Source organism: Mycobacterium asiaticum (assembly GCF_001673315.1).
Taxonomy (GTDB): domain Bacteria; phylum Actinomycetota; class Actinomycetes; order Mycobacteriales; family Mycobacteriaceae; genus Mycobacterium; species Mycobacterium asiaticum_B.
Map to the genome: position 1 here is coordinate 72,893 of NZ_LZLQ01000055.1, position 18,995 is coordinate 91,887.

The 18,995-nt window shown below is 66.5% G+C and carries 19 protein-coding genes, 3 tRNA genes and 2 pseudogenes; 18 read left to right on the forward strand and 6 right to left on the reverse strand.

What is annotated here, in order from left to right; translation table 11 throughout:
* Positions 1-59 precede the first annotated feature (59 nt).
* Positions 60-1,097 (forward strand): phosphotransferase family protein, encoded by a 1,038-nt coding sequence (locus tag A5636_RS08350; protein WP_065158209.1) that lies wholly within the window; start codon positions 60-62, stop codon positions 1,095-1,097.
* Here A5636_RS08350 and A5636_RS27565 read toward each other — a convergent pair.
* The 3 genes from A5636_RS27565 to A5636_RS08365 all read right to left on the reverse strand — a co-directional run bounded on the left by A5636_RS27565 (position 1,094) and on the right by A5636_RS08365 (position 2,170).
* On the reverse strand, positions 1,094-1,810 hold the full coding sequence (locus A5636_RS27565; RefSeq protein ID WP_065158210.1) for a PE family protein: 717 nt from the start codon (positions 1,808-1,810) through the stop codon (positions 1,094-1,096). The two genes, A5636_RS08350 and A5636_RS27565, sit on opposite strands and share 4 nt — an antisense overlap.
* 163 nt (positions 1,811-1,973) lie before the next feature.
* A tRNA-Arg gene (locus A5636_RS08360) sits at positions 1,974-2,046 on the reverse strand.
* A gap of 32 nt (positions 2,047-2,078) precedes the next feature.
* Positions 2,079-2,170 (reverse strand) — tRNA-Ser (locus A5636_RS08365).
* An 82-nt stretch (positions 2,171-2,252) separates the two neighbouring features.
* On the opposite strand from A5636_RS08365, the gene A5636_RS08370 reads away from it, so the two are divergent.
* Positions 2,253-3,308 (forward strand): pyridoxal phosphate-dependent aminotransferase, encoded by a 1,056-nt coding sequence (locus A5636_RS08370; protein WP_065158211.1) that lies wholly within the window; start codon positions 2,253-2,255, stop codon positions 3,306-3,308.
* An 11-nt stretch (positions 3,309-3,319) separates the two neighbouring features.
* The gene (locus A5636_RS08375; protein ID WP_065158212.1) at positions 3,320-3,781 is read left to right on the forward strand and encodes a DUF4334 domain-containing protein; all 462 of its coding nucleotides are present in this window, start codon (positions 3,320-3,322) and stop codon (positions 3,779-3,781) included.
* Between the two features lie 102 nt (positions 3,782-3,883).
* On the opposite strand, the gene A5636_RS08380 is transcribed toward A5636_RS08375, so the two are convergent.
* Positions 3,884-4,465 carry a TIGR03086 family metal-binding protein gene (locus A5636_RS08380; RefSeq protein ID WP_065158213.1) on the reverse strand — a complete coding sequence of 194 codons (582 nt, stop codon included), beginning with the start codon at positions 4,463-4,465 and terminating at the stop codon, positions 3,884-3,886.
* A 23-nt stretch (positions 4,466-4,488) separates the two neighbouring features.
* Between A5636_RS08380 and A5636_RS08385 the strand changes: the two genes are divergently transcribed.
* Genes A5636_RS08385 through A5636_RS08395 form a run of 3 tightly spaced genes read left to right on the forward strand, consistent with a single transcriptional unit; the run spans position 4,489 to position 7,751 of the window.
* Positions 4,489-5,313, forward strand: a complete 825-nt coding sequence (locus tag A5636_RS08385; RefSeq protein WP_065158214.1) for a crotonase/enoyl-CoA hydratase family protein — start codon at positions 4,489-4,491, stop codon at positions 5,311-5,313.
* Between the two features lie 58 nt (positions 5,314-5,371).
* The gene (lipE, locus tag A5636_RS08390; RefSeq protein ID WP_065158232.1) at positions 5,372-6,607 is read left to right on the forward strand and encodes a lipase LipE; all 1,236 of its coding nucleotides are present in this window, start codon (positions 5,372-5,374) and stop codon (positions 6,605-6,607) included.
* Between the two features lie 37 nt (positions 6,608-6,644).
* Positions 6,645-7,751: a baeRF2 domain-containing protein gene (locus A5636_RS08395; protein WP_065158233.1), complete on the forward strand. Its 1,107-nt coding sequence runs from the start codon at positions 6,645-6,647 to the stop codon at positions 7,749-7,751.
* Positions 7,752-7,848: 97 nt separating this feature from the next.
* Here A5636_RS08395 and A5636_RS08400 read toward each other — a convergent pair.
* A tRNA-Ser gene (locus tag A5636_RS08400) sits at positions 7,849-7,935 on the reverse strand.
* Between the two features lie 44 nt (positions 7,936-7,979).
* Here A5636_RS08400 and A5636_RS08405 point away from each other — a divergent pair.
* Positions 7,980-8,951, forward strand: coding sequence for an NAD(P)H-quinone oxidoreductase (locus tag A5636_RS08405; RefSeq protein ID WP_065158215.1), 972 nt, complete (start codon positions 7,980-7,982; stop codon positions 8,949-8,951).
* Positions 8,952-8,965: 14 nt separating this feature from the next.
* On the opposite strand, the gene A5636_RS08410 is transcribed toward A5636_RS08405, so the two are convergent.
* Positions 8,966-10,162, reverse strand: coding sequence for a cysteine desulfurase-like protein (locus A5636_RS08410; RefSeq protein WP_065158216.1), 1,197 nt, complete (start codon positions 10,160-10,162; stop codon positions 8,966-8,968).
* Between the two features lie 136 nt (positions 10,163-10,298).
* Here A5636_RS08410 and A5636_RS08415 point away from each other — a divergent pair, with 136 nt between their 5' ends.
* The 11 genes and pseudogenes from A5636_RS08415 to A5636_RS08465 form a co-directional block, all read left to right on the forward strand.
* Complete coding sequence (locus A5636_RS08415) at positions 10,299-12,266, forward strand: DUF6541 family protein (RefSeq protein WP_065158217.1); 1,968 nt, start codon at positions 10,299-10,301, stop codon at positions 12,264-12,266.
* On the forward strand, positions 12,236-12,817 hold the full coding sequence (locus A5636_RS08420) for a bacterial proteasome activator family protein (protein ID WP_155763699.1): 582 nt from the start codon (positions 12,236-12,238) through the stop codon (positions 12,815-12,817). The genes A5636_RS08415 and A5636_RS08420 overlap by 31 nt, the downstream gene beginning before the upstream one ends.
* 3 nt (positions 12,818-12,820) lie before the next feature.
* Positions 12,821-13,618 (forward strand): galactan export ABC transporter ATP-binding subunit Wzt/RfbE, encoded by a 798-nt coding sequence (gene wzt, locus A5636_RS08425; protein ID WP_065158218.1) that lies wholly within the window; start codon positions 12,821-12,823, stop codon positions 13,616-13,618.
* The gene (gene glfT1 / locus A5636_RS08430; protein ID WP_065158235.1) at positions 13,611-14,525 is read left to right on the forward strand and encodes a galactofuranosyltransferase GlfT1; all 915 of its coding nucleotides are present in this window, start codon (positions 13,611-13,613) and stop codon (positions 14,523-14,525) included. Before wzt ends, glfT1 begins: the two co-directional genes overlap by 8 nt.
* Entirely contained in the window at positions 14,522-15,364 is an 843-nt protein-coding gene (gene wzm, locus A5636_RS08435) for a galactan export ABC transporter permease subunit Wzm/RfbD (protein WP_065158219.1), read from the forward strand. Before glfT1 ends, wzm begins: the two co-directional genes overlap by 4 nt.
* 11 nt (positions 15,365-15,375) lie before the next feature.
* Positions 15,376-16,208, forward strand: a pseudogene (locus A5636_RS08440) (class I SAM-dependent methyltransferase).
* Positions 16,209-16,229: 21 nt separating this feature from the next.
* Complete coding sequence (locus tag A5636_RS08445) at positions 16,230-16,703, forward strand: GTP cyclohydrolase I (RefSeq protein ID WP_437339813.1); 474 nt, start codon at positions 16,230-16,232, stop codon at positions 16,701-16,703.
* A gap of 17 nt (positions 16,704-16,720) precedes the next feature.
* Positions 16,721-17,239, forward strand: coding sequence for a 6-carboxytetrahydropterin synthase (locus A5636_RS08450; RefSeq protein WP_081287673.1), 519 nt, complete (start codon positions 16,721-16,723; stop codon positions 17,237-17,239).
* A 6-nt stretch (positions 17,240-17,245) separates the two neighbouring features.
* Positions 17,246-17,497: an NfeD family protein gene (locus A5636_RS08455; RefSeq protein ID WP_065158221.1), complete on the forward strand. Its 252-nt coding sequence runs from the start codon at positions 17,246-17,248 to the stop codon at positions 17,495-17,497.
* Between the two features lie 19 nt (positions 17,498-17,516).
* On the forward strand, positions 17,517-18,644 hold the full coding sequence (locus A5636_RS08460) for an SPFH domain-containing protein (protein WP_065158222.1): 1,128 nt from the start codon (positions 17,517-17,519) through the stop codon (positions 18,642-18,644).
* Positions 18,645-18,696: 52 nt separating this feature from the next.
* Positions 18,697-18,995, forward strand: a pseudogene (locus A5636_RS08465) (GreA/GreB family elongation factor); the annotation flags it as partial.

Here is an 18,995-nt window from a genome sequence, read left to right on the forward strand (position 1 = left end):
CGTCCGTACGCTTTTTCTAGGTTTCTTCCAAGTCGGTTGACAGGTCGCAAAGGAGCAGCATGAATCCGGCAGTGGATCTGGACGCGGTGGCCAGGTGGATGTCGGAGCAGGGCCTGGGCGACGGTCCACTGCAGGACGTGGCCGCCGTGACCGGCGGCACCCAGAACGTCATGCTGCGATTCACCAGGTCTGGCCGGCCTTACGTGCTGCGTCGCGGCCCGCGGCACCTGCGTCCCCGCAGCAACAGCGTGATCCTGCGGGAGACCAAGGTCCTGGCCGCGCTCGCCGGTTCCGACGTCCCGCACCCGCATCTGATCGCGACATGTGAGGACCCCGGCGTGCTCGGAGACGCGGTCTTCTATCTCATGGAGCCGATCGACGGCTTCAATGCGGGTGAGGGTCTGCCGGCGCTGCATGCCGGCGACCCCGAGGTGCGTTACGGCATGGGACTGTCGATGGCCGATGCGCTGGCCAAACTCGGCGCCGTGGACCACGTCGCCGTGGGGCTCGAGGATTTCGGCAAGCCGTCGGGCTTTTTGGAACGCCAAGTGCCCCGCTGGCTTTCGGAGCTGGAGTCCTACCAGGAGTACGACGGCTACCCCGGCCCCGACATCCCGGGCATCGAGGAGGTATCCGGTTGGCTGGAACAGCACCGGCCGGCCGAATGGACGCCGGGCATCATGCACGGCGATTACCACGCGGCCAATGTGATGTTCTCGCGCACCGGACCCGAAGTGGTGGCAATCGTGGACTGGGAGATGTGCACGATCGGGGATCCGCTGCTGGATTTGGGCTGGCTGTTGGCCACCTGGCGGCAGGACGACGGATCCAGCGTGTTCAGCCACGCGCTCGGCGGCACGGATGGACTGGCCAGCACGGATGACCTGCTGCGACGCTATGCCGCCAACACCACCCGCGACCTGTCGCACATCACCTGGTACACCGTGCTGGCCTGCTTCAAGCTGGGCATCGTGATCGAGGGAACGCTAGCCCGCGCCTGTGCGGGCAAGGCGGAGAAAGCGGTCGGCGATCAGTTGCACGCGGGCACGGTGCATCTGTTCGAGCGGGCGCTGCGACTGATCGAAACGAGCTCTTAGGCGACGCGGTGGGCGCCGCCCCCGCCGCTGCCGAACCCGCTTCGAGCACTTCGGTCCTCCATGGCGAAGCTGGCCCGCAGGTCGCGGGCATCGCCCCTACCGCCCGGACCGCCTGCGCCGAAACCGTTGCCCGCCTTGCCTTTTCGATCACGGTTGAGCACGGGTTCGGGCTTGCTGAGCAAGCCGGCACTGGCCGCGCCACCGACGCCACCGCGGCCGACCGGCGTCCCGCCCCCGGCATAGCCGCCCGTCCGAACCGGCGCGCCCGCCCCCACCGCGCGGCCTCCGCCGCGGTACCCCGCGTTTCCGGATCCGCCGGCCAGGCCCGCACCCGAGGTGCCGGCGCGCCCGGCCGATGGCCCCCCAAGCAATCCCTGCGCCTGCGAACCGATACCGCTGGCGGTTGCCCCGTTCCCGGCCATGGGTTTCGCATTCGCCGCCTCCGCGCCGGCATAGGCGTTGCCCGACGCGTGCATCGCCTGGACGAACTGCTGATGCAGATTCGCCGCCTGGGCACTCATCTGTTGATACTGCTGGGCGTGCGAGCCGAACACGTTGGCCATCGCAGTCGAGACCTCGTCGGCCCCGGCGGCCAGCACGCTCGTGGTGGGCAGCGCAGCCGCCGAATTGGCCGCCGTCAGCGACGAGCCGATTCCCGCCAAATTCGTTGCAGCCTCTGTCAGCAACTGGGGCTGGGTGAAGAGAAATGACACTGCGACATCCCTCGGTCTTATCGGCGTCCGGAACCACTGCAGCGTAGGACGAAACCGCAGGTTGGCAAGGTGCTTTGATACGCACGTAGCCGAAACGTTATAGAACAGTTATCGACGGGCAGGTCGTCGTAAAATGGATTTACAAACGCAATGAATTCAAGAGCGCGCCCGAAGGGATTCGAACCCCTAACCTTCTGATCCGTAGTCAGATGCTCTATCCGTTGAGCTACGGGCGCCTGCGTTATTCAGTTGTCCAACGGGTGGTGCGTGGCGGAGGCGAGAGGATTTGAACCTCCGGTTCCCTTTGAGGGGAACAACTCATTAGCAGTGAGCCCCATTCGGCCGCTCTGGCACGCCTCCATGGCCTTCCAAAGGGTACCCGACCCCGGAACCCGGAGCCGCCGGAGGCACAGCGTACACAGCCGCGACATATGCTGTCGACGTGACCGCCCGCCTGCGGCCCGCGCTGGCCGGGCTGCCTGTTTACGTTCCCGGCAAGACCGTGCCGGGTGCGATCAAACTGGCCAGCAACGAGACGGTGTTCGGCCCGCTACCCAGTGTCCGCGCAGCCATCGAAGACGCCACCGGCCTGATCAACCGCTACCCCGACAACGGTTGCGTGCAGCTCAAGGCCGCCATCGCCCACTACGTCGGGCCGGATTTCGCGCCCGAGCACGTCGCAGTCGGGTGCGGTTCGGTGAGCCTGTGCCAGCAGCTCGTGCAAATCACCGCCTCCCTCGGCGATGAGGTGATCTTCGGCTGGCGCAGCTTCGAGCTGTACCCGCCGCAGGTGCAGATCGCCGGCGCCACACCAATCCAGGTGCCACTGTCCGACCACACCTTTGACCTGGACGCGATGCTGGCCGCCGTCACTGACCGGACTCGATTGATCTTCGTCTGCAATCCCAACAACCCGACGTCGACCGTCGTCGACCCGGACGCGCTGAGTCGCTTCGTCGAGGCGGTCCCGCCGGACATCCTGATCGTCATCGACGAGGCCTACGTCGAATACATCCGCGACGGCTTGACGCCCGACTCCTTCGGATTGGTTCGCGCTCACGACAACGTGGTGGTGCTGCGTACCTTCTCCAAGGCTTACGGTCTGGCGGGCCTGCGGGTGGGTTATGCGATCGGGCATCCCGACGTGATCACCGCGCTGGACAAGGTGTACGTGCCGTTCACCGCGACCAGCGTCTCCCAAGCGGCCGCGATCGCCTCGCTGCAGGCCGGCGACGAGTTGTTGGCCCGCACCGACGCGGTGGTGGCCGAACGGGTGCGAGTGACTGCGGAATTGCGCGCGGCCGGGTTCACACTGCCCGCGTCCCAGGCCAACTTCGTGTGGCTGCCGCTTGGCCCGCGCACCCGGGATTTCGTCGAACAGGCCGCCAACGCGCTGATCGTGGTCCGTCCCTATGGCGCCGACGGTGTGCGCGTCACCGTCACCGCTGCGCCGGAAGAAAACGACGCGATGCTGCGGTTCGCCCGCAGCTGGATTTGAGGAGTGCTGCCATGAGTTTGGCCCGCAAGACGTTCACCGAGTTGAAGGAGCGGGACGGCTCGATCCCGGACGCCGATCTCGACGAGTTCTGGGCGACGCTGTCGCCGGCCACCATCGACGGCATGCTCGGGGAATGGCGTGGCGGCGAGTTCGTCACCGGCCACAAGATGAATCACAAGCTGGAGAAGAGCGGGTGGTTCGGCAAGACATTCAAGTCGGCCTCTGACGTGCAGCCGCTGGTGTGCATCGATTCCGACGGCAACAAGTTCTCCAACGTGGAGATGGGCAACGGCGAGGCCAGCCTGTGGTTGGAGGAGTTTCGCGGCGAGATCACCGCGACCATGGTCTACGACGGCCAGCCCGTGCACGACCACTTCAAAGTGATCGACGACGACGCGGTGATGGGAATCATGAACGGCAAGCACGTCGTGCTGGACGGCCGGTACTTCTACTTCTATCTGGAGCGGGTCTAGTCCCCTCAGCCGCCGAGCGTGAAGCCAGCCTCACATTCGCTGCTGAACGTGAAGCTGGCTTCACGTTCGGCGCAGCGGGCTCGGCGCGACCCGGCCCGACGGCTAGGCCGGGTTGCGACCGGTGAAGGCGAGCAGCCGGTCCAGGGGCGGCGCATCGTCGGCGACCCGGACCGGGTCGTCGAAACCCGCGGCCTGCCGTTGCGGCGGCTGGATGATGTTCTGCGCCAAACCCAACACGTATTCGGACAGCGAGTCCGGCGGGTTGATCTGGCTACCCACCGCGCGGGCGTAATCCCAGCCGTGTACCAGGAATTCAATCGAGAAGACGGCGACGGCCGCCCGAGCTGGAATGGCGCCGTCCCCGAACGGCACCTCTCCTTCCAAGCCATGTTTATGCCAGGCATCCAGGGCCGGGCGGGCGGCAGCAATCACCAGCCCCTCCACCGAGTCAGTGTCCTCCGGCACCGCGATATCCGCGCCGACCATGCCGCCCAACGTGACGATCGAATTGAGCAGATGGGTGGTCAACTGCTTGACGTTGTACTCCGAGCACGGCGTCTGTTTGTCCTTGTCCGAACCGGCGATGGTGTGCAGTACGTGCTGCAGCACGGCCAGCGAGTCTTCTGCGCTGTGCAGTTCGTCGAGGGGTGGGGAATCCGGTCCGGGGCGCAAATCTGGGGGCATATCCGCCACGCTACGGTCTCGATATGGGCGAGACATACGAATCCGTCACCGTCGAGATCAAGGACCAGATCGCGCAGGTGACGTTGATCGGGCCGGGTAAGGGCAACGCGATGGGGCCCGCCTTCTGGTCGGAGTTGCCCGAGCTGTTCCCGGCGCTGGACGCCGACCCCGAGGTTCGAGCGATTGTCCTGACCGGCTCGGGCAACAACTTCAGCTACGGCCTGGACGTGCCGGCGATGGGCGGCTCGTTCACACCCCTGCTGTCCGGCGACGCGCTGGCGGGCCCACGTGCGGCGTTCCATCGCGAGGTCAAGCGCATGCAGGCGGCCATCACCGCGGTAGCTGACTGCCGGACGCCCACCATCGCCTCGGTGCACGGCTGGTGCATCGGCGGCGGCGTCGACCTGATCTCGGCCGTCGATATCCGCTACGCGAGCGCCGACGCGAAATTCTCGGTGCGGGAGGTCAAGCTGGCCATCGTCGCAGACGTCGGCAGCCTGGCCCGCCTCCCCCTGATCCTCAACGACGGACACCTGCGGGAGCTCGCGCTCACCGGCAAAGACATCGACGCCGCCCGCGCCGAGAAGATCGGCCTGGTCAACGATGTGTACGACGACGCCGAGTCCACACTGGCCGCCGCGCGGGCCACCGCAGCCGAGATCGCCGCCAACCCGCCGCTGACGGTGCACGGCATCAAAGACGTCCTCGATCAGCAACGCACTTCTGCGGTGTCGGAGAGCCTGCGCTACGTAGCCGCCTGGAACGCCGCGTTTCTGCCGTCCAAGGACCTGACCGAGGGCATCTCGGCGATATTCGCCAAGCGTCCGCCCCAATTCACCGGCGAATAGCGCTGAGCCACAGCGAGCACGCGGGCATGTGCTCGAAGCTAGGCTGGCGCGGGTGACTGTGACCGCAGACGGCAAGATCCGCGTCCCGGCTGACCTGGACGCTGTGACGGCGATCGGCGAAGAAGACCACTCCGGCGTGGGAAACCATGCCATCGAACGCATCTGGCAGGCCGCGCGGCACTGGTATCAGGCGGGTATGCACCCAGCCATCCAGCTCTGCATCCGCCACCAGGGGCGGGTGGTGCTGAACCGGGCCATCGGCCACGGTTGGGGTAACGCACCTACCGACCAACCCGACGCCGAGAAGGTTCCCGTCGCCACCGACACCCCGTTCTGCGTGTACTCGGCGTCCAAGGGCATCACCGCGACCGTCATCCATCTGCTGGTCGAACGCGGGGTTTTCAGCCTCGATGACCGGGTCTGTGAATACATCCCCAGCTACACCAGCCACGGCAAGGACCGCACGACGATCCGCCATGTGCTCAACCACAGCGCGGGCGTCCCGTTCCCCACCGGCCCCAAGCCGGATCTGCGCCGCGCCGACGACCACGAGTACGCCCAGGAACAGCTCGGCAAACTTCGCCCGCTGTACCGGCCGGGTTTGGTGCACATCTACCACGCGCTCACCTGGGGTCCGCTGATGCGCGAAATCGTCTACGCAAGCACCGGTAAGGACATTCGCGAGATCCTGGCCAGCGAGATCCTGGAGCCGCTGAACTTCCGGTGGACCAACTTCGGCGTCGCCGAAGAGGACGTACCGCTGGTCGCGCCCAGTCACCCGACCGGCAAGCCGCTGCCGCCGGTGATCGCCGCGATCTTCCGCAAGGCGATCGGTGGAACCGTGCACGAGATCATCCCCTACACGAACACCCCGGCGTTCCTGACCACCGTGGTGCCCTCCTCCAACACCGTCTCGACCGCGGACGAGCTGTCGCGCTTCGCCGAAATCTGGCTCCGGGGCGGGGAACTGGACGGCGTACGCATCATCAGCGCGGAACGGATGTACAACGCAGTCCAGGAAGCCCGGCGGCTGCGGCCGGATTTCGCTGTGGGCTTGCAACCCGCCCGCTGGGGCACCGGCTTCATGTTGGGCACCGACCGGTTCGGACCGTTCGGGCGCAACGCCCCCACCGCGTTCGGGAACCTCGGCCTGGCCAACATCGCCATCTGGGCCGATCCAGGGCGTAGTTTGGCGGCCGGCGTGATCAGCAGCGGTAAGCCCGGCAAAGACCCCGAAATCAAGCGCTACACCGCCCTCATGGACACCATCGCCGCATCCATCCCGCGGGTGTAAGCGTTTGTCCGTCGCCGAGGCGGGCAACCACCAAGGCATGGATTCCGAACGCTTCCACAAATTGTTGAACGTCCCGGGGCCGTTCGCGTCGGTCTACTTCGACGACTCGCACGACAGCCACGACGCCGAGGCCCAACTCGAGCTGAAATGGCGCGCAGTCCGCGAGGAACTCGAGCAGCAGGGCGCCGACAAGGCCACCACGAGTGAAATCGAGCGTGCCGTAATGGATTTGCGGCCGCCGATCGGGCGCAGTGCGCGTGCGGTAGTGGCCGGCCCGACCGGCGTGCTGGTCAACGAGCATCTGGTACGTCCCACCGCGACGACCGTGGTGCGGGTGTCGGAGCTGCCCTACCTCGTCCCGATCCTCGAACTGGGCTTGGAACAACCGAACTACGTGCTGGCGATCGTCGACCACACCGGTGCCGATCTGACCGTCCGCGACGGCAGCGCGCTTCGCTCGGAAACCGTCGACGGCGGCGGCTACCCCGTCCACAAAGCCGCAGGAGCCGAGACCGCCGGGTACGGCGATCCGCAACTGCGCACCGAGGAGGCCGCGCGCAAGAACATGCGCGCCGTCGCCGACCGCATCGGCGAGTTGATGCACCAGACGGGGTCCGAGGCGCTTTTCGTGGTCGGCGAAATCCGGTCACGCTCCGACCTGCTGGCCGAGTTGCCCGAGCGGATACGGGAACAGGCCGTGCCCTTGGAGGTTGGTGCGCGACACAGCGGGCACGACTTCGACGAGGTCCAACAGGAGATCGAAGCCTGGTTCGCCAAACGGAAACTGCAGGTGATGGACGACGCGGCACAACGGTTCAGTGCCGAGATCGGGCGCGATTCGGGGCTGGCCGCCGAGGGTCTGGACGCCGTATGTTCCGCGCTGCGGCAGGGCGCGGTCGACACGCTGATCGTCGGCGATATCGGCGACGCGACAGTGGTCGCCGACGAGGGTCTGACAACCATCGCCCCGAACGAGAACGTGCTGTCCGAGCAGGGCGCCGCCCCGGCCAAGACGCTGCGCGCGGACGAGGCGCTGCCGTTGTTCGCCATCTCGATCGGAGCGTCGCTGGTCCGCACCGACGAGCGGATCGAACCCGCCGACGGAATCGCCGCGGTACTTCGGTACGCACCGACTCTGCACTAGACCGCCGTACGTCGCTGCCCGCCGCGAGCGCGCCCGAAATGCCAGCCGCGGCGGCGTGGCGCTGTGCGGACACGCGCGCTCGCGAGGCAAAAACGAGCGGTGGCGGAGGGATTTGAACCCCCGGACGGTTTTAGCCGTCTCTCGCTTTCAAGGCGAGTGCATTAGGCCGCTCTGCCACGCCACCCGGGCAACGGTAAGCCAAGGGTAGCGGGCGGTAGCGTGGCCGACATGCGCGCCATCGTCGCCGAATCCGCCGAACAGTTGGTCTGGCAAGAGGTCCCGGACGCATCCGCCGGCCCGGGTGAGGTACTGATCAAGGTCACCGCGGCCGGCGTCAACCGCGCCGACGTGCTGCAGGCCGCCGGGAAGTACCCACCCCCGCCCGGTGCCAGCGAAATCATCGGTATGGAGGTCTCGGGCATCGTCGCCGACGTCGGCCCGGACGTCACGCAGTGGACCGCCGGGCAGCAGGTGTGCGCACTGCTGGCCGGCGGCGGGTACGCCGAGTACGTCGCAGTCCCGGCCGGTCAGGTGATGCCCATCCCGGCGCCGGTTGACCTGGTCGATGCGGCCGCCATACCTGAGGTGGCCTGCACGGTCTGGTCCAACCTGGTGATGACGGCACACCTGGGCCCCGGCCAACTGCTGCTGGTGCACGGCGGGGCCAGCGGCATCGGCACCCACGCCATCCAGGTGGCGCGGGCGCTCGGCGCCCGGGTGGCGGTCACTGCAGGGTCGCCGGAGAAGTTGGAACTGTCCCGCGAGCTGGGCGCCCAGATCACCATCTCCTACCGGGACGAGGACTTCGTCGCGCGCCTCAAGGAGGAAACCGGCGGGGCCGACGTGATCCTGGACATCATGGGTGCGGCCTACCTGGACCGCAATATCGATGCGTTGGCCACCGACGGGCAGCTGGTCATCATCGGCATGCAGGGCGGGGTGAAGGCCGAGCTGAATCTGGGCAAGCTGCTCACCAAACGGGTCCGGGTCATCGGCACCACGTTGCGAGCCCGCCCGGTCAGCGGACCGCACAGCAAGAGCGCTGTCGTGAGCGCGGTGACGGCCTCAGTCTGGCCGATGTTCGCCAGCGAGCGGGTCCGGCCGGTCATCGGTAAGCGGTTCCCGATCCAGCAGGCCGGAGAGGCTCACCGGCTGATGGAGTCGGGTGGCTCGTACGGGAAGATCCTGCTGACCGTCTAGCAGGCGCCTCGCCGCTAGCCGAGCGAGGCCAGCGCGCGCACCAGCTGATCGACCTCGGCCATCGTCGAGTAGTGCGCCAGTCCGACGGTCACCGCCCCACCGATGTCGTTGACGCCCAGCACGTCGAGCACGCGTGAGCTGGCGTTGGCGATCGCCAGAATTCCGTTGTCGGCGAGCCGCTGCACCACCCGGTCGGCGGCGACCTCGGTGACGGCGAAGCTGACCACCGGTATCCGGGCCTCCGGACGGCCGAGCAGGATCACCAGCGGCAGTGACCGCAGCGAGGTCATCAGATAGTCGTAAATCCGGTTCAGGTACGCCGAGGCGGAGTGCATCGAGACCGACAGCCGCTCGCGCCGGGTTCCGCGCGCCGATTCGTCGAGAGAGGCCAGGTATTCGATGCTGGCCACCACCCCGGCCAGGAAACCGAACTGGTGCACGCCCACCTCCAGCCGGCCCGGGCCGGTGGCATATGGGTTCGTAGAGACGGAGCTGAAGGTGTTGATCAGCGCCGGCTCCCGGAACACCATCGCCCCGATCGGCGGCCCGCCCCAGCCGACCGCATTCACCGCCACCACGTCGGCTTCGGTTTCCTTGATGTCGATGAGCCGATACGGCGCGGCCGCGGAATGGTCGACGACCACCAGCCCACCCACGTCGTGCACCAACTTGGTCACTGCGCGCAGGTCGGTGACCGCGCCCAGGGTTCCCGACGCCGACGTCACGGCGACCAGCCGAGTGGACTTGTTGATCAGGCTCTCCCACTGCCACGTGGGCAGCTCACCGGTCTCGATGTCGACCTCGGCCCACTTGACCTTGGCGCCGTACCGGTGCGCCGCGCGCAGCCACGGCGCGATGTTGGCCTCGTCGTCCAGGCGGCTGACGACCACTTCGTAGCCCAGTCCGGAACGCGCCGACGACGCCTCGGCCAGCGATGAGAGCAGCATTGCGCGGTCGGCGCCCAGCACCACCCCGCTCGGGTCTGCGTTGACCAGGTCGGCGACCGCCTCCCGGACCGCTTCCAGTACCGCGGCGCTGCGCCGGGCGGACGGGTGGGCACCAGCGGTGCTGGCGGCGGAGCGGCGGAAGGCCGTCGAGACAGTGGTAGCCACGGAATCTGGGATCAACATGCCCTCGGGTGCGTCGAAGTGCACCCATCCGTCACCGAGCGACGGATGCAGTCCACGCACCCGGGCGACGTCGTAGGCCATGCCAGCCACCTTAGAGCTATCGAGAGCTTCGAAAGCTACAGCCATTTTGAAGACGGGGCCCGCTCGCGGGTGCGCCATGGACGTGCCAGCGTCACGGCTTTCCGAGTCGGGTCACCCGGGCAGCCATACTAGTCGAGTGAGCTTGTGCTTCGGAACGCTGATCGCATTGCTTGTGCTGATCGCCCCGGGTGCCATCGTCGCTCGTATCGCGCAGTTGAACTGGCCGATCGCAATTGCGGTCGGCCCTCCGCTGACATACGGCGTTGTGGCACTGGCGATCATCCCCTACGGTGCCCTCGGCATCCCATGGAACGGGTGGACGGCGCTCGCCGCGCTGGCCGTGGTCTGCGTGCTGGCGACGGTTCTGCAGTTGCTGCTGGCCCGGCTGCGTGACCCCGAGGCCGAGGCTCGCGCCGTCAATCCCGCTCCGGCGCTGGTGGTCGCGGCGGGCGTGCTGCTGGGTGCGGTGCTGATCGGCTGCGCGGCCTTCGCCGGCATCCCGCATTGGCAGTCGATTCCCAGTACGTGGGACGCGGTGTGGCATGCCAATACCGTGCGCTGGATCCTCGATGTCGGTCAGGCGTCACCCACTCATATGGGTGAGTTGCGCAACGTGGAAACCCACGCGCTGCTGTACTACCCGTCGGTGTTCCATGCGCTGGCCGCCGTCCTGTGCCAGCTCACCGGGGTGGCTGCCACCACGGGTTACACGTTGAGTTCCGTGGCGGCGGCGATCTGGCTGTTTCCGGTCAGCGCAGCGGTACTCACCTGGAAGGCTCTGCGCACCCACACCACCGAATGGCGCACCGCGGCCACAGCGGCCACCGCGGCGGCGCTGTCCGCCTCCTTCACCGCGGTGCCCTATGTCGAGTTCGACACCGCCGCCATGCCCAACCTGGCGGCCTACGGTGTCGCGGTACCGGCCATGGCGTTGATCACTTCGGCGGTGCGCCATCGGGACCGCATCCCGGTGGCGGTGCTGGCTCTGGTCGGCGTCTTCTCGGTGCACATCACCGGCGGCATCATCGCCATCATGCTGCTCGGGGCTTGGTGGTTGTTCGACGCGTTGTGGCGCCCGGTCAGAAGTCGGGTCGGCGACTTGCTGACTCTGGCCGGCGTGGGGGTCATATCCGGCGTCATCCTGCTGCCGCAGTTCTTGAGCGTCACCAAGCAGGAAGACATCATTGCCGGCCACTCGTTCCTGACCTACCTGAGCAAAAAGCGGGGTCTGTTCGACGCCGTCTTCCAGCACTCCCGGCATCTCAACGATTTTCCGGTCCAATACGGGCTGATCCTGCTGGCCGCCGTCGGCGGCTTCATCATGCTGGTGAAGAGGGTCTGGTGGCCGCTGGCGGTTTACTTCCTGTTGATCCTGATCAACATCGACGCCGGGACACCGCTCGGCGGGCCGATCGGCGCGATCGCCGGAGGATTCGGCGAGTTCTTCTACAAGGACCCGCGCCGGGTCGCGGCGGCCACCACCCCGCTACTGACGCTGATGGCCGCGGTCGCGCTGGTCACCGTCGTCGCGGCCGCGGTGGCAATAACCAGACGCCTCACCCAGCTGCGCCGGCCGATGCCCTCGCGCGTTTGGCCGGCCGCAACGGCCGCCATCCTGCTCGGCATTACCCTGCTCAGCGCGTTTCATTACTTTCCCCGGCACCGGTTCCTGTTCGGCCACAAGTACGACTCGGTCATGGTGGACCAGCGCGACCTGGACGCCATGGCTTATTTGGCGAACCTGCCCGGCGCGCGGGACACGCTGATCGGCAACTCCAACACCGACGGCACCGCCTGGATGTACGCGGTGGCCGGACTGCACCCGCTGTGGACCCACTACGACTACCCGGTGCAGATGGGCCCGGGCTATCACCGCTTCATCTTCTGGGCCAACGCCAAGAAAGGGGACACCGACCAGCGGGTCGTGGAATCGATCAAGGCGCTCAATATCCGCTACGTGTTGGCCAGCAGCCCGACGGTCGGAGGGTTCAAGATTCCGGACGGACTAGTCTCACTGAACAAGTCGCCGTACTGGACGTTGATCTACGACAACGGCGGCGCCCAGATTTACGAATGGCACGGCAACACGCCGGTACATCCTTAAGCGCGAGGACGGTGATTGAGTTGAGTACGGGGAACGACGACCCGAACGATGACGGCATCGAGGTCATCGGCGGCGTCGACCCGCGTTTGATGGCGCTCCGCGAATCCGAGGCCGACGACTCCGACGACCGCTCGCTGACCGACCTGGTTGAGCAGCCCGCCAAGGTCATGCGGATCGGCACCATGATCAAGCAGCTGCTCGAAGAGGTACGCGCGGCGCCGCTCGATGACGCCAGCCGCACCCGGCTGCGCGACATCCACGCCACCAGCATCCGCGAACTCGAGGACGGCCTGGCTCCGGAACTGCGGGAGGAGCTGGAACGGCTGACCCTGCCGTTCAACGAGGAAAAGCCGCCCTCGGACGCCGAATTGCGGATCGCCCAGGCCCAGCTGGTCGGCTGGCTGGAAGGGCTCTTCCACGGCATCCAGACCGCGCTGTTCGCGCAGCAGATGGCCGCCCGCGCGCAACTAGAGCAGATGCGTCAGGGTGCGCTGCCGCCGGGAGTCGGAAAGCCAGGCCCGCACGGGCCCGGCACCGGACAGTACCTCTGAGCCGTGTCGAGCGGTCCGCACATCGAGACGCGCGACGCGTGGGTCGAGTTCCCGATCTTCGACGCCAAGTCTCGCTCGCTGAAGAAGGCCTTCCTGGGTAAGGCCGGCGGTGCGATCGGTCGCAACAGCTCCAACGTGGTGGTGATCGAGGCGCTGCGAGACATCACCATGTCGCTGGAGCTCGGCGACCGCGTCGGCCTCGTCGGCCATAACGGCGCCGGCAAGTCGACGCTGCTGCGGCTGCTCTCCGGTATCTACGAACCGACCCGCGGCTGGGCGAAAGTCACCGGCCGGGTGGCCCCGGTCTTCGATCTGGGCGTCGGCATGGACCCCGAGATCTCCGGCTACGAGAACATCATCATCCGCGGGCTGTTCCTCGGTCAGACCCGTAAGCAGATGCTGGCCAAGGTGGACGAGATCGCCGAGTTCACCGAACTGGGGGACTACCTGTCCATGCCGCTGCGCACCTACTCCACCGGCATGCGGGTGCGATTGGCGATGGGCGTGGTCACCAGCATCGACCCGGAGATCCTGCTGCTCGACGAAGGCATCGGCGCGGTCGACGCCGAGTTCTTGAAGAAGGCGCAGTCACGCCTGCAAAGTCTGGTCGAACGCTCCGGAATCCTGGTGTTCGCAAGCCATTCCAATGAATTCCTGGCTCGGCTGTGCAAGACGGCGATGTGGATCGACCACGGCGTCATCAAGCAATCCGGCGGTATCGAGGACGTGGTCCGCGCCTATGAGGGCGACGATGCGGCGCGGCACGTGCGTGAAGTTCTCGCCGAGACCGCGCGTGAGTGAATCGATCATCGCCGTCGTGGTCACCCACCGGCGTCCCGACGAACTCGCCCGCTCGCTGGAAATCCTGTCCGCCCAGACCCGCCCGCCGGACAAACTGATCGTCGTCGACAATGACGAATCCGGTGACAGCCGGGTGCAGGAACTCGTTGCGGCACAGCATATTCCGCCGATTTATCTCAACTCGCGCCGAAACCTCGGCGGTGCAGGAGGTTTCGCGCTCGGCATGCTGTTGGCGCTGGCCCACGGTGCCGACTGGATCTGGTTGGCCGACGACGACGGGCACGCGCACGGCCCCGACGTGCTGCAGACGCTGCTGGCCTGCGCGAACAAGCACGGGCTGGCCGAGGTGTCGCCGATGGTCTGCGACATCGATGACCCGGAGTCGCTGGCCTTCCCGCTCCGGCGTGGCCTGGTGTGGCGGCGGCGGGTCAGCGAACTGCGCGATGATCCCGGTCAGGACCTGCTGCCCGGCATCGCGTCGCTGTTCAACGGCGCACTGTTCCGGGCGTCGACGCTGGAAGCAGTCGGAGTCCCGGACCTCCGGTTGTTCATCCGCGGCGACGAGGTGGAGATGCATCGCCGGCTCGTCCGTTCCGGGCTGCCGTTCGGCACCTGCCTGGACGCGGTCTACCTCCATCCCTGCGGCTCCGATGAGTTCAAGCCCATCCTTGGTGGCCGCATGCATACGCAATACCCGGACAACCCGACCAAACGCTATTTCACCTATCGCAACCGCGGCTACGTGCTGGCTCAGCCCGGGCTGCGCAAGCTGCTGCCCCAGGAGTGGGTGCGGTTCGGCTGGTTCTTCCTGGTCACCCGTCGCGACCCGAAGGGTCTGCTGGAATGGTTCCGGTTACGCCGGCTCGGACGCCGGGAACAGTTCGGACGCCCGGGAGGTGCGGCATGACGTTCGTCGACTCACCCGCTGTTTTCGGAGCGCAGTCCAGAACATTCGCCCGCGCCCGTCGAGATCTGGTCGACGGGTTCCGGCGGCGCGAACTGTGGCTGCATCTGGGCTGGCAGGACATCAAGCAGCGCTACCGCCGCTCGGTGCTCGGTCCGTTCTGGATCACCATCGCCACCGGAACCACCGCGGTGGCAATGGGCGGGCTGTACTCCAAACTGTTCCATCTCGACCTGGCGGTGCACCTGCCCTACGTGACGCTCGGGTTGATCGTCTGGAACTTGATCAACGCCGCCATCCTCGAAGGCGCCGACGTCTTCGTCGCCAACGAGGGCCTCATAAAGCAGCTGCCGACACCGCTCAGCGTGCACGTGTATCGACTGGTGTGGCGCCAGATGATTCTCTTCGGGCACAACATCGTGATCTATGTCGTCGTCGCCGTCATCTTTCCCAAGCCGTGGTCCTGGGCGGATCTATCGGTGCTGCCGGCGCTGGCGCTGATCATGCTCAACGCCGTCTGGGTGTCGTTGTGCTTCGGGATCCTGGCCACTCGCTACCGCGACATCGGGCCACTGCTCAACTCGCTGGTGCAGCTGCTGTTCTTCATGACCCCGATCATCTGGAACGACGACACGCTGCGGCATCAGGGCGCGGGCCGCTGGTCGAAGATCGTCGAGTTGAACCCGCTGCTGCACTACCTGGACATCGTGCGGGCGCCGCTGTTGGGCGCCCCCCAGGAGTTGCGCCACTGGGTGGTGGTGTTGGCGCTGACCGTCTTCGGCTGGGCAATGGCAGCCGTCGCGATGCGCCAGTACCGTGCGCGGGTGCCGTACTGGGTGTAGGCGTCCTGCCTATGAGTGAACTCGACAAAACCGACGCCAGCCTGCTCACCGGCGTTTCCGAGACCGCACTGTTCACGCTGCGCGGCAGGGCTTTCCAGGCTGCGCACCCCGACGCGATCATCGACGACCCGATGGCGTCCGGATCGCCGGAGCCATCGACTTCGATTTCGACAAGTTCGGCCGCCGCAAAGGCCAGGAGATGGCGCTGCGCTCCCTGGCGGTTGACCGGTGCGCGCTCGATTACCTCGCCACGCATCCAAATGCCACGGTGGTGGCACTCGCCGAGGGGTTCCAGACCAGCTTCTGGCGGTTGAGCAGCGCGCTGCCCGATGCCCGATTCCGCTGGGTGTCCATTGATCTGGCGCCCGTCATCGAGTTGCGGCGGCGGCTGCTGCCGCGCTCGCCGCGGATCGTGGAGCTGGCACAGTCCGCACTGGACTACTCCTGGATGGATCAGATCGACACCGGCGACGGGGTGTTCATCACCGCCGAGGGTCTACTGATGTACCTGCAGCCTCATGAGGCACTGGGACTCATCACCGCGTGCGCCGCGCGCTTCGCCGGCGGCCAGATGTTCTTCGACCTGCCGCCGACCGTCATCAAAAAGGTGGAACCAAACGGGATCCGCTCGTCCAAGCACTACCGCGTACCGCCGATGCCGTTCAGCCTCTCGCAGCGCCAACTGGCGAAACTGGCTGCCACCGTCCCTGGCATCCGGGCGGTGCATGACGTGCCGATGCCCAGGGGCAGGGGCTGGTTCTTTCGGACCTGCTATCCCGCCCTGTGGAACTTCCCGCCGATCAAGCCCTTTCGCGGCGCCTACACCCTGCTGGAGTTCGGCTAGCGAATCTCGCACGTCGCCGCCGTGCCGTTGAGGATCTTCCAAGAATCCTTTGAGAATCCGTCAAGAGCCTGCCGGGACGCTGTCCCGGTGCAACTGACACTCGTGCGCCAGGCCGGCATCGTGCTGGTGCCTCCGATTCCATTCCAAGGGCTCTGCGAGCAGCACCTGCTGCCGTTCTACGGCGTCGCACACATCGGATATGTGCGTGGTGAAAAACGGTTGCCGCACGACGAAGTCGCCCGAATAGTGGAAGCCTGCTCGGGCGGAATCCGGGTGCAGCAGAAGATGACCACGCGCATCGGGTTGTGGCTCGACCACCAACTCGGCGCACCCGGCCTGGCCGTGCTGCTGGAAGGCGGCTACGCCTGCACGCCGATCCGTGACGGGGCGGCCCTGGCCGGACCGACGACCACCATGGCGTTCTACGGCTCCATGCGCGACAGCGCCGACGAGCAGCGCGAGTTCCTGACCATGACCAGAAGACATCACGTGTGAAAGACGAGTGACCGCAGATGACCACCGCCCCTACGTTTCCCGACACCGTTCAAAACGCCACCCTGCACCGCGACGACGCACCACCCGGCCGGACGGCAAAGTTTCACCTCCGCAAGTGGTTCGACGATCTCGCCTGTTGCCACCGTTCGTGGTCCGGCCTGGGCAAGGATTTCTTCCTGCACCGCTACGAGCAACGATTCGAGATCGAATTTGCCTGTGCTGAAACCGATCTCGACACCGGCATGGTTGTCGACGCTGCTTGCATCGCCGACGTCCGCGCCGCGTTGTGCCGCCAGTTCGACCACACCACGCTGATCGCGGCCAACGACCCGCAACGCGACCTGTTCGAATTGCTGGCCGCCCAAGGTGCGATCGATCTGCGGGTCATGCCCTGCGCCGGGATGGAAGCTTCCGCCGCCTGGGTGTTCGACACCGTGGACGGCATCGTCGGGGCGGCGACCGACGGCCGGGTCTGGGTGTCCCGGGTCGAAGCCAGGGAGAACCGCAACAACGGGGTCGCTCTGATGGCAGACTGACTCGCCGTGAGCGACTCGGTCATCGGCTGCGTAGGGACCGTGATCGTGCCGACCCGCGGCGCACAAGGCGCCGGCGAAGTCCTGCTGACGGTGCGCGGTTACAAGGAAACCTTCCTGGCCCGCTCCGACGATCCGCTACCGAAGGGCACCCCGGTGCTCGTCGTCCAGACGCACGGTCCCCGAACGGTCGTCGTCGAACCGTGGCACAGCCCACCAGATCCAACCCAACCCCACCCAACTTCACCGTTAGAAACCTGAAATCACAAGGAGTGCAACAATGCTCGGTTACCGGGTGCCCGCGCCGGATGAGGCGATGCTCATCTCCGGCGGCAAGGCCAAGGGCAATGTTCCCTTCCGGGTCGTCACCGGCCACGGCGCCTTCGTCATCCCCTTCTTCCGCAAGGCGGCTTTCCTCACGCTGGCCATGTGCGAGTCCGAGGTGGCCGAAAAATGCGTCACGCAGCAGGGCATCACGCTCAATGTCCGCGCGGTCATCGCATTCAAGGTCGGCAACGATCCCGAGAGCATCATCGCCGCGGCACAGCGCTTCCTGTCCGAACAGGATCAGATGTCGGTGCTGACGGGACGAATCTTTGCCGGTCACCTGCGTTCGATCATCGGCTCGATGACCGTCGAGCAGATCATCCGGGAGCGCCAGAAGCTGGCGACCGAGGTGCTCGACGGGTCCAAGGAAGAGATGGCGCGGATCGGCCTGAACGTCGACGCGCTGCAGATCCAGTCGATCGACGACGACGGGCTCGGTTACATCAAGGCGATGTCGGCGCCGCACAACGCCGCCGTCCAGCAGCAGGCTCAGATCGCGCAGGCCCAAGCGGATCAAAAGGCCGCCGAAGCCCAGCAGGAGTCGCAGCGCAAGCAAGCCGAATTCGCCCGGCAGACAGCCATTGTCAAAGCGCAATACAAGGCCGAGGTCGACAAGGCGCAAGCGGAGGCGGCCCAAGCGGGTCCACTGGCCGAGGCCGAGGCCCAGCGCGAGGTGCTGGCGATGCGCACCGAGTTGGCCGAGCGCGCCGCCGAATTGCGTCAGCAGGAATTGGTGGCCGAGGTGGTCAAGCCCGCAGAGGCCGAAGCCGAACGGGTCCGGATCCTCGCGGTCGCCGACGCCGAGAAGATGAAGATCCAGGCCGAGGCGGCGGCGTCGCACAACCGGGTGGCACTGGACCGAATGATCATCGACCAGCTGCCCGAGATCGTCGACAAGGCGGCGCGCGGACTGGCCGGCTCGAACCTGACCGTGCTCAACGGCGCCGAAGGACTCAGCCAGGTAACCAGTGGTCTGGTATCCCAGGGCCTGGCCATCTTCGATGCGGTACGCGGCGGCCTCTCGCAGTACGACGACGGTGACGTCGTGCCGTTCACCCCGAAGGATGGTTCCGCGACGTAAGGGTGTATCACTGATACGCCATACACCCATCGGCGGCGAAAGGTCGTGCCAGGTGAGCGAGGAACCTCAGTCAACGGACCTGGCGGCGGCAGCGCGCGAACACCTCGCCGCCGAACTGGACCGCCTGCGGCAGCGACGCGACCGCCTCGAGGTCGAGGTCAGAAACGACCGCGGCATGGTCGGCGACCACGGCGACGCGGCCGATGCGATCCAGCGCGCCGAAGAACTCGTCGTCCTGGCCGACCGAATCAACGAACTGGACCGGCGGCTGAAGGCCGGTCCGTCAGATTCGGATCCGTCGGACGTGCTGCCCGGCGGCACCGAGGTCACGCTGCGGTTCTCCGACGGTGA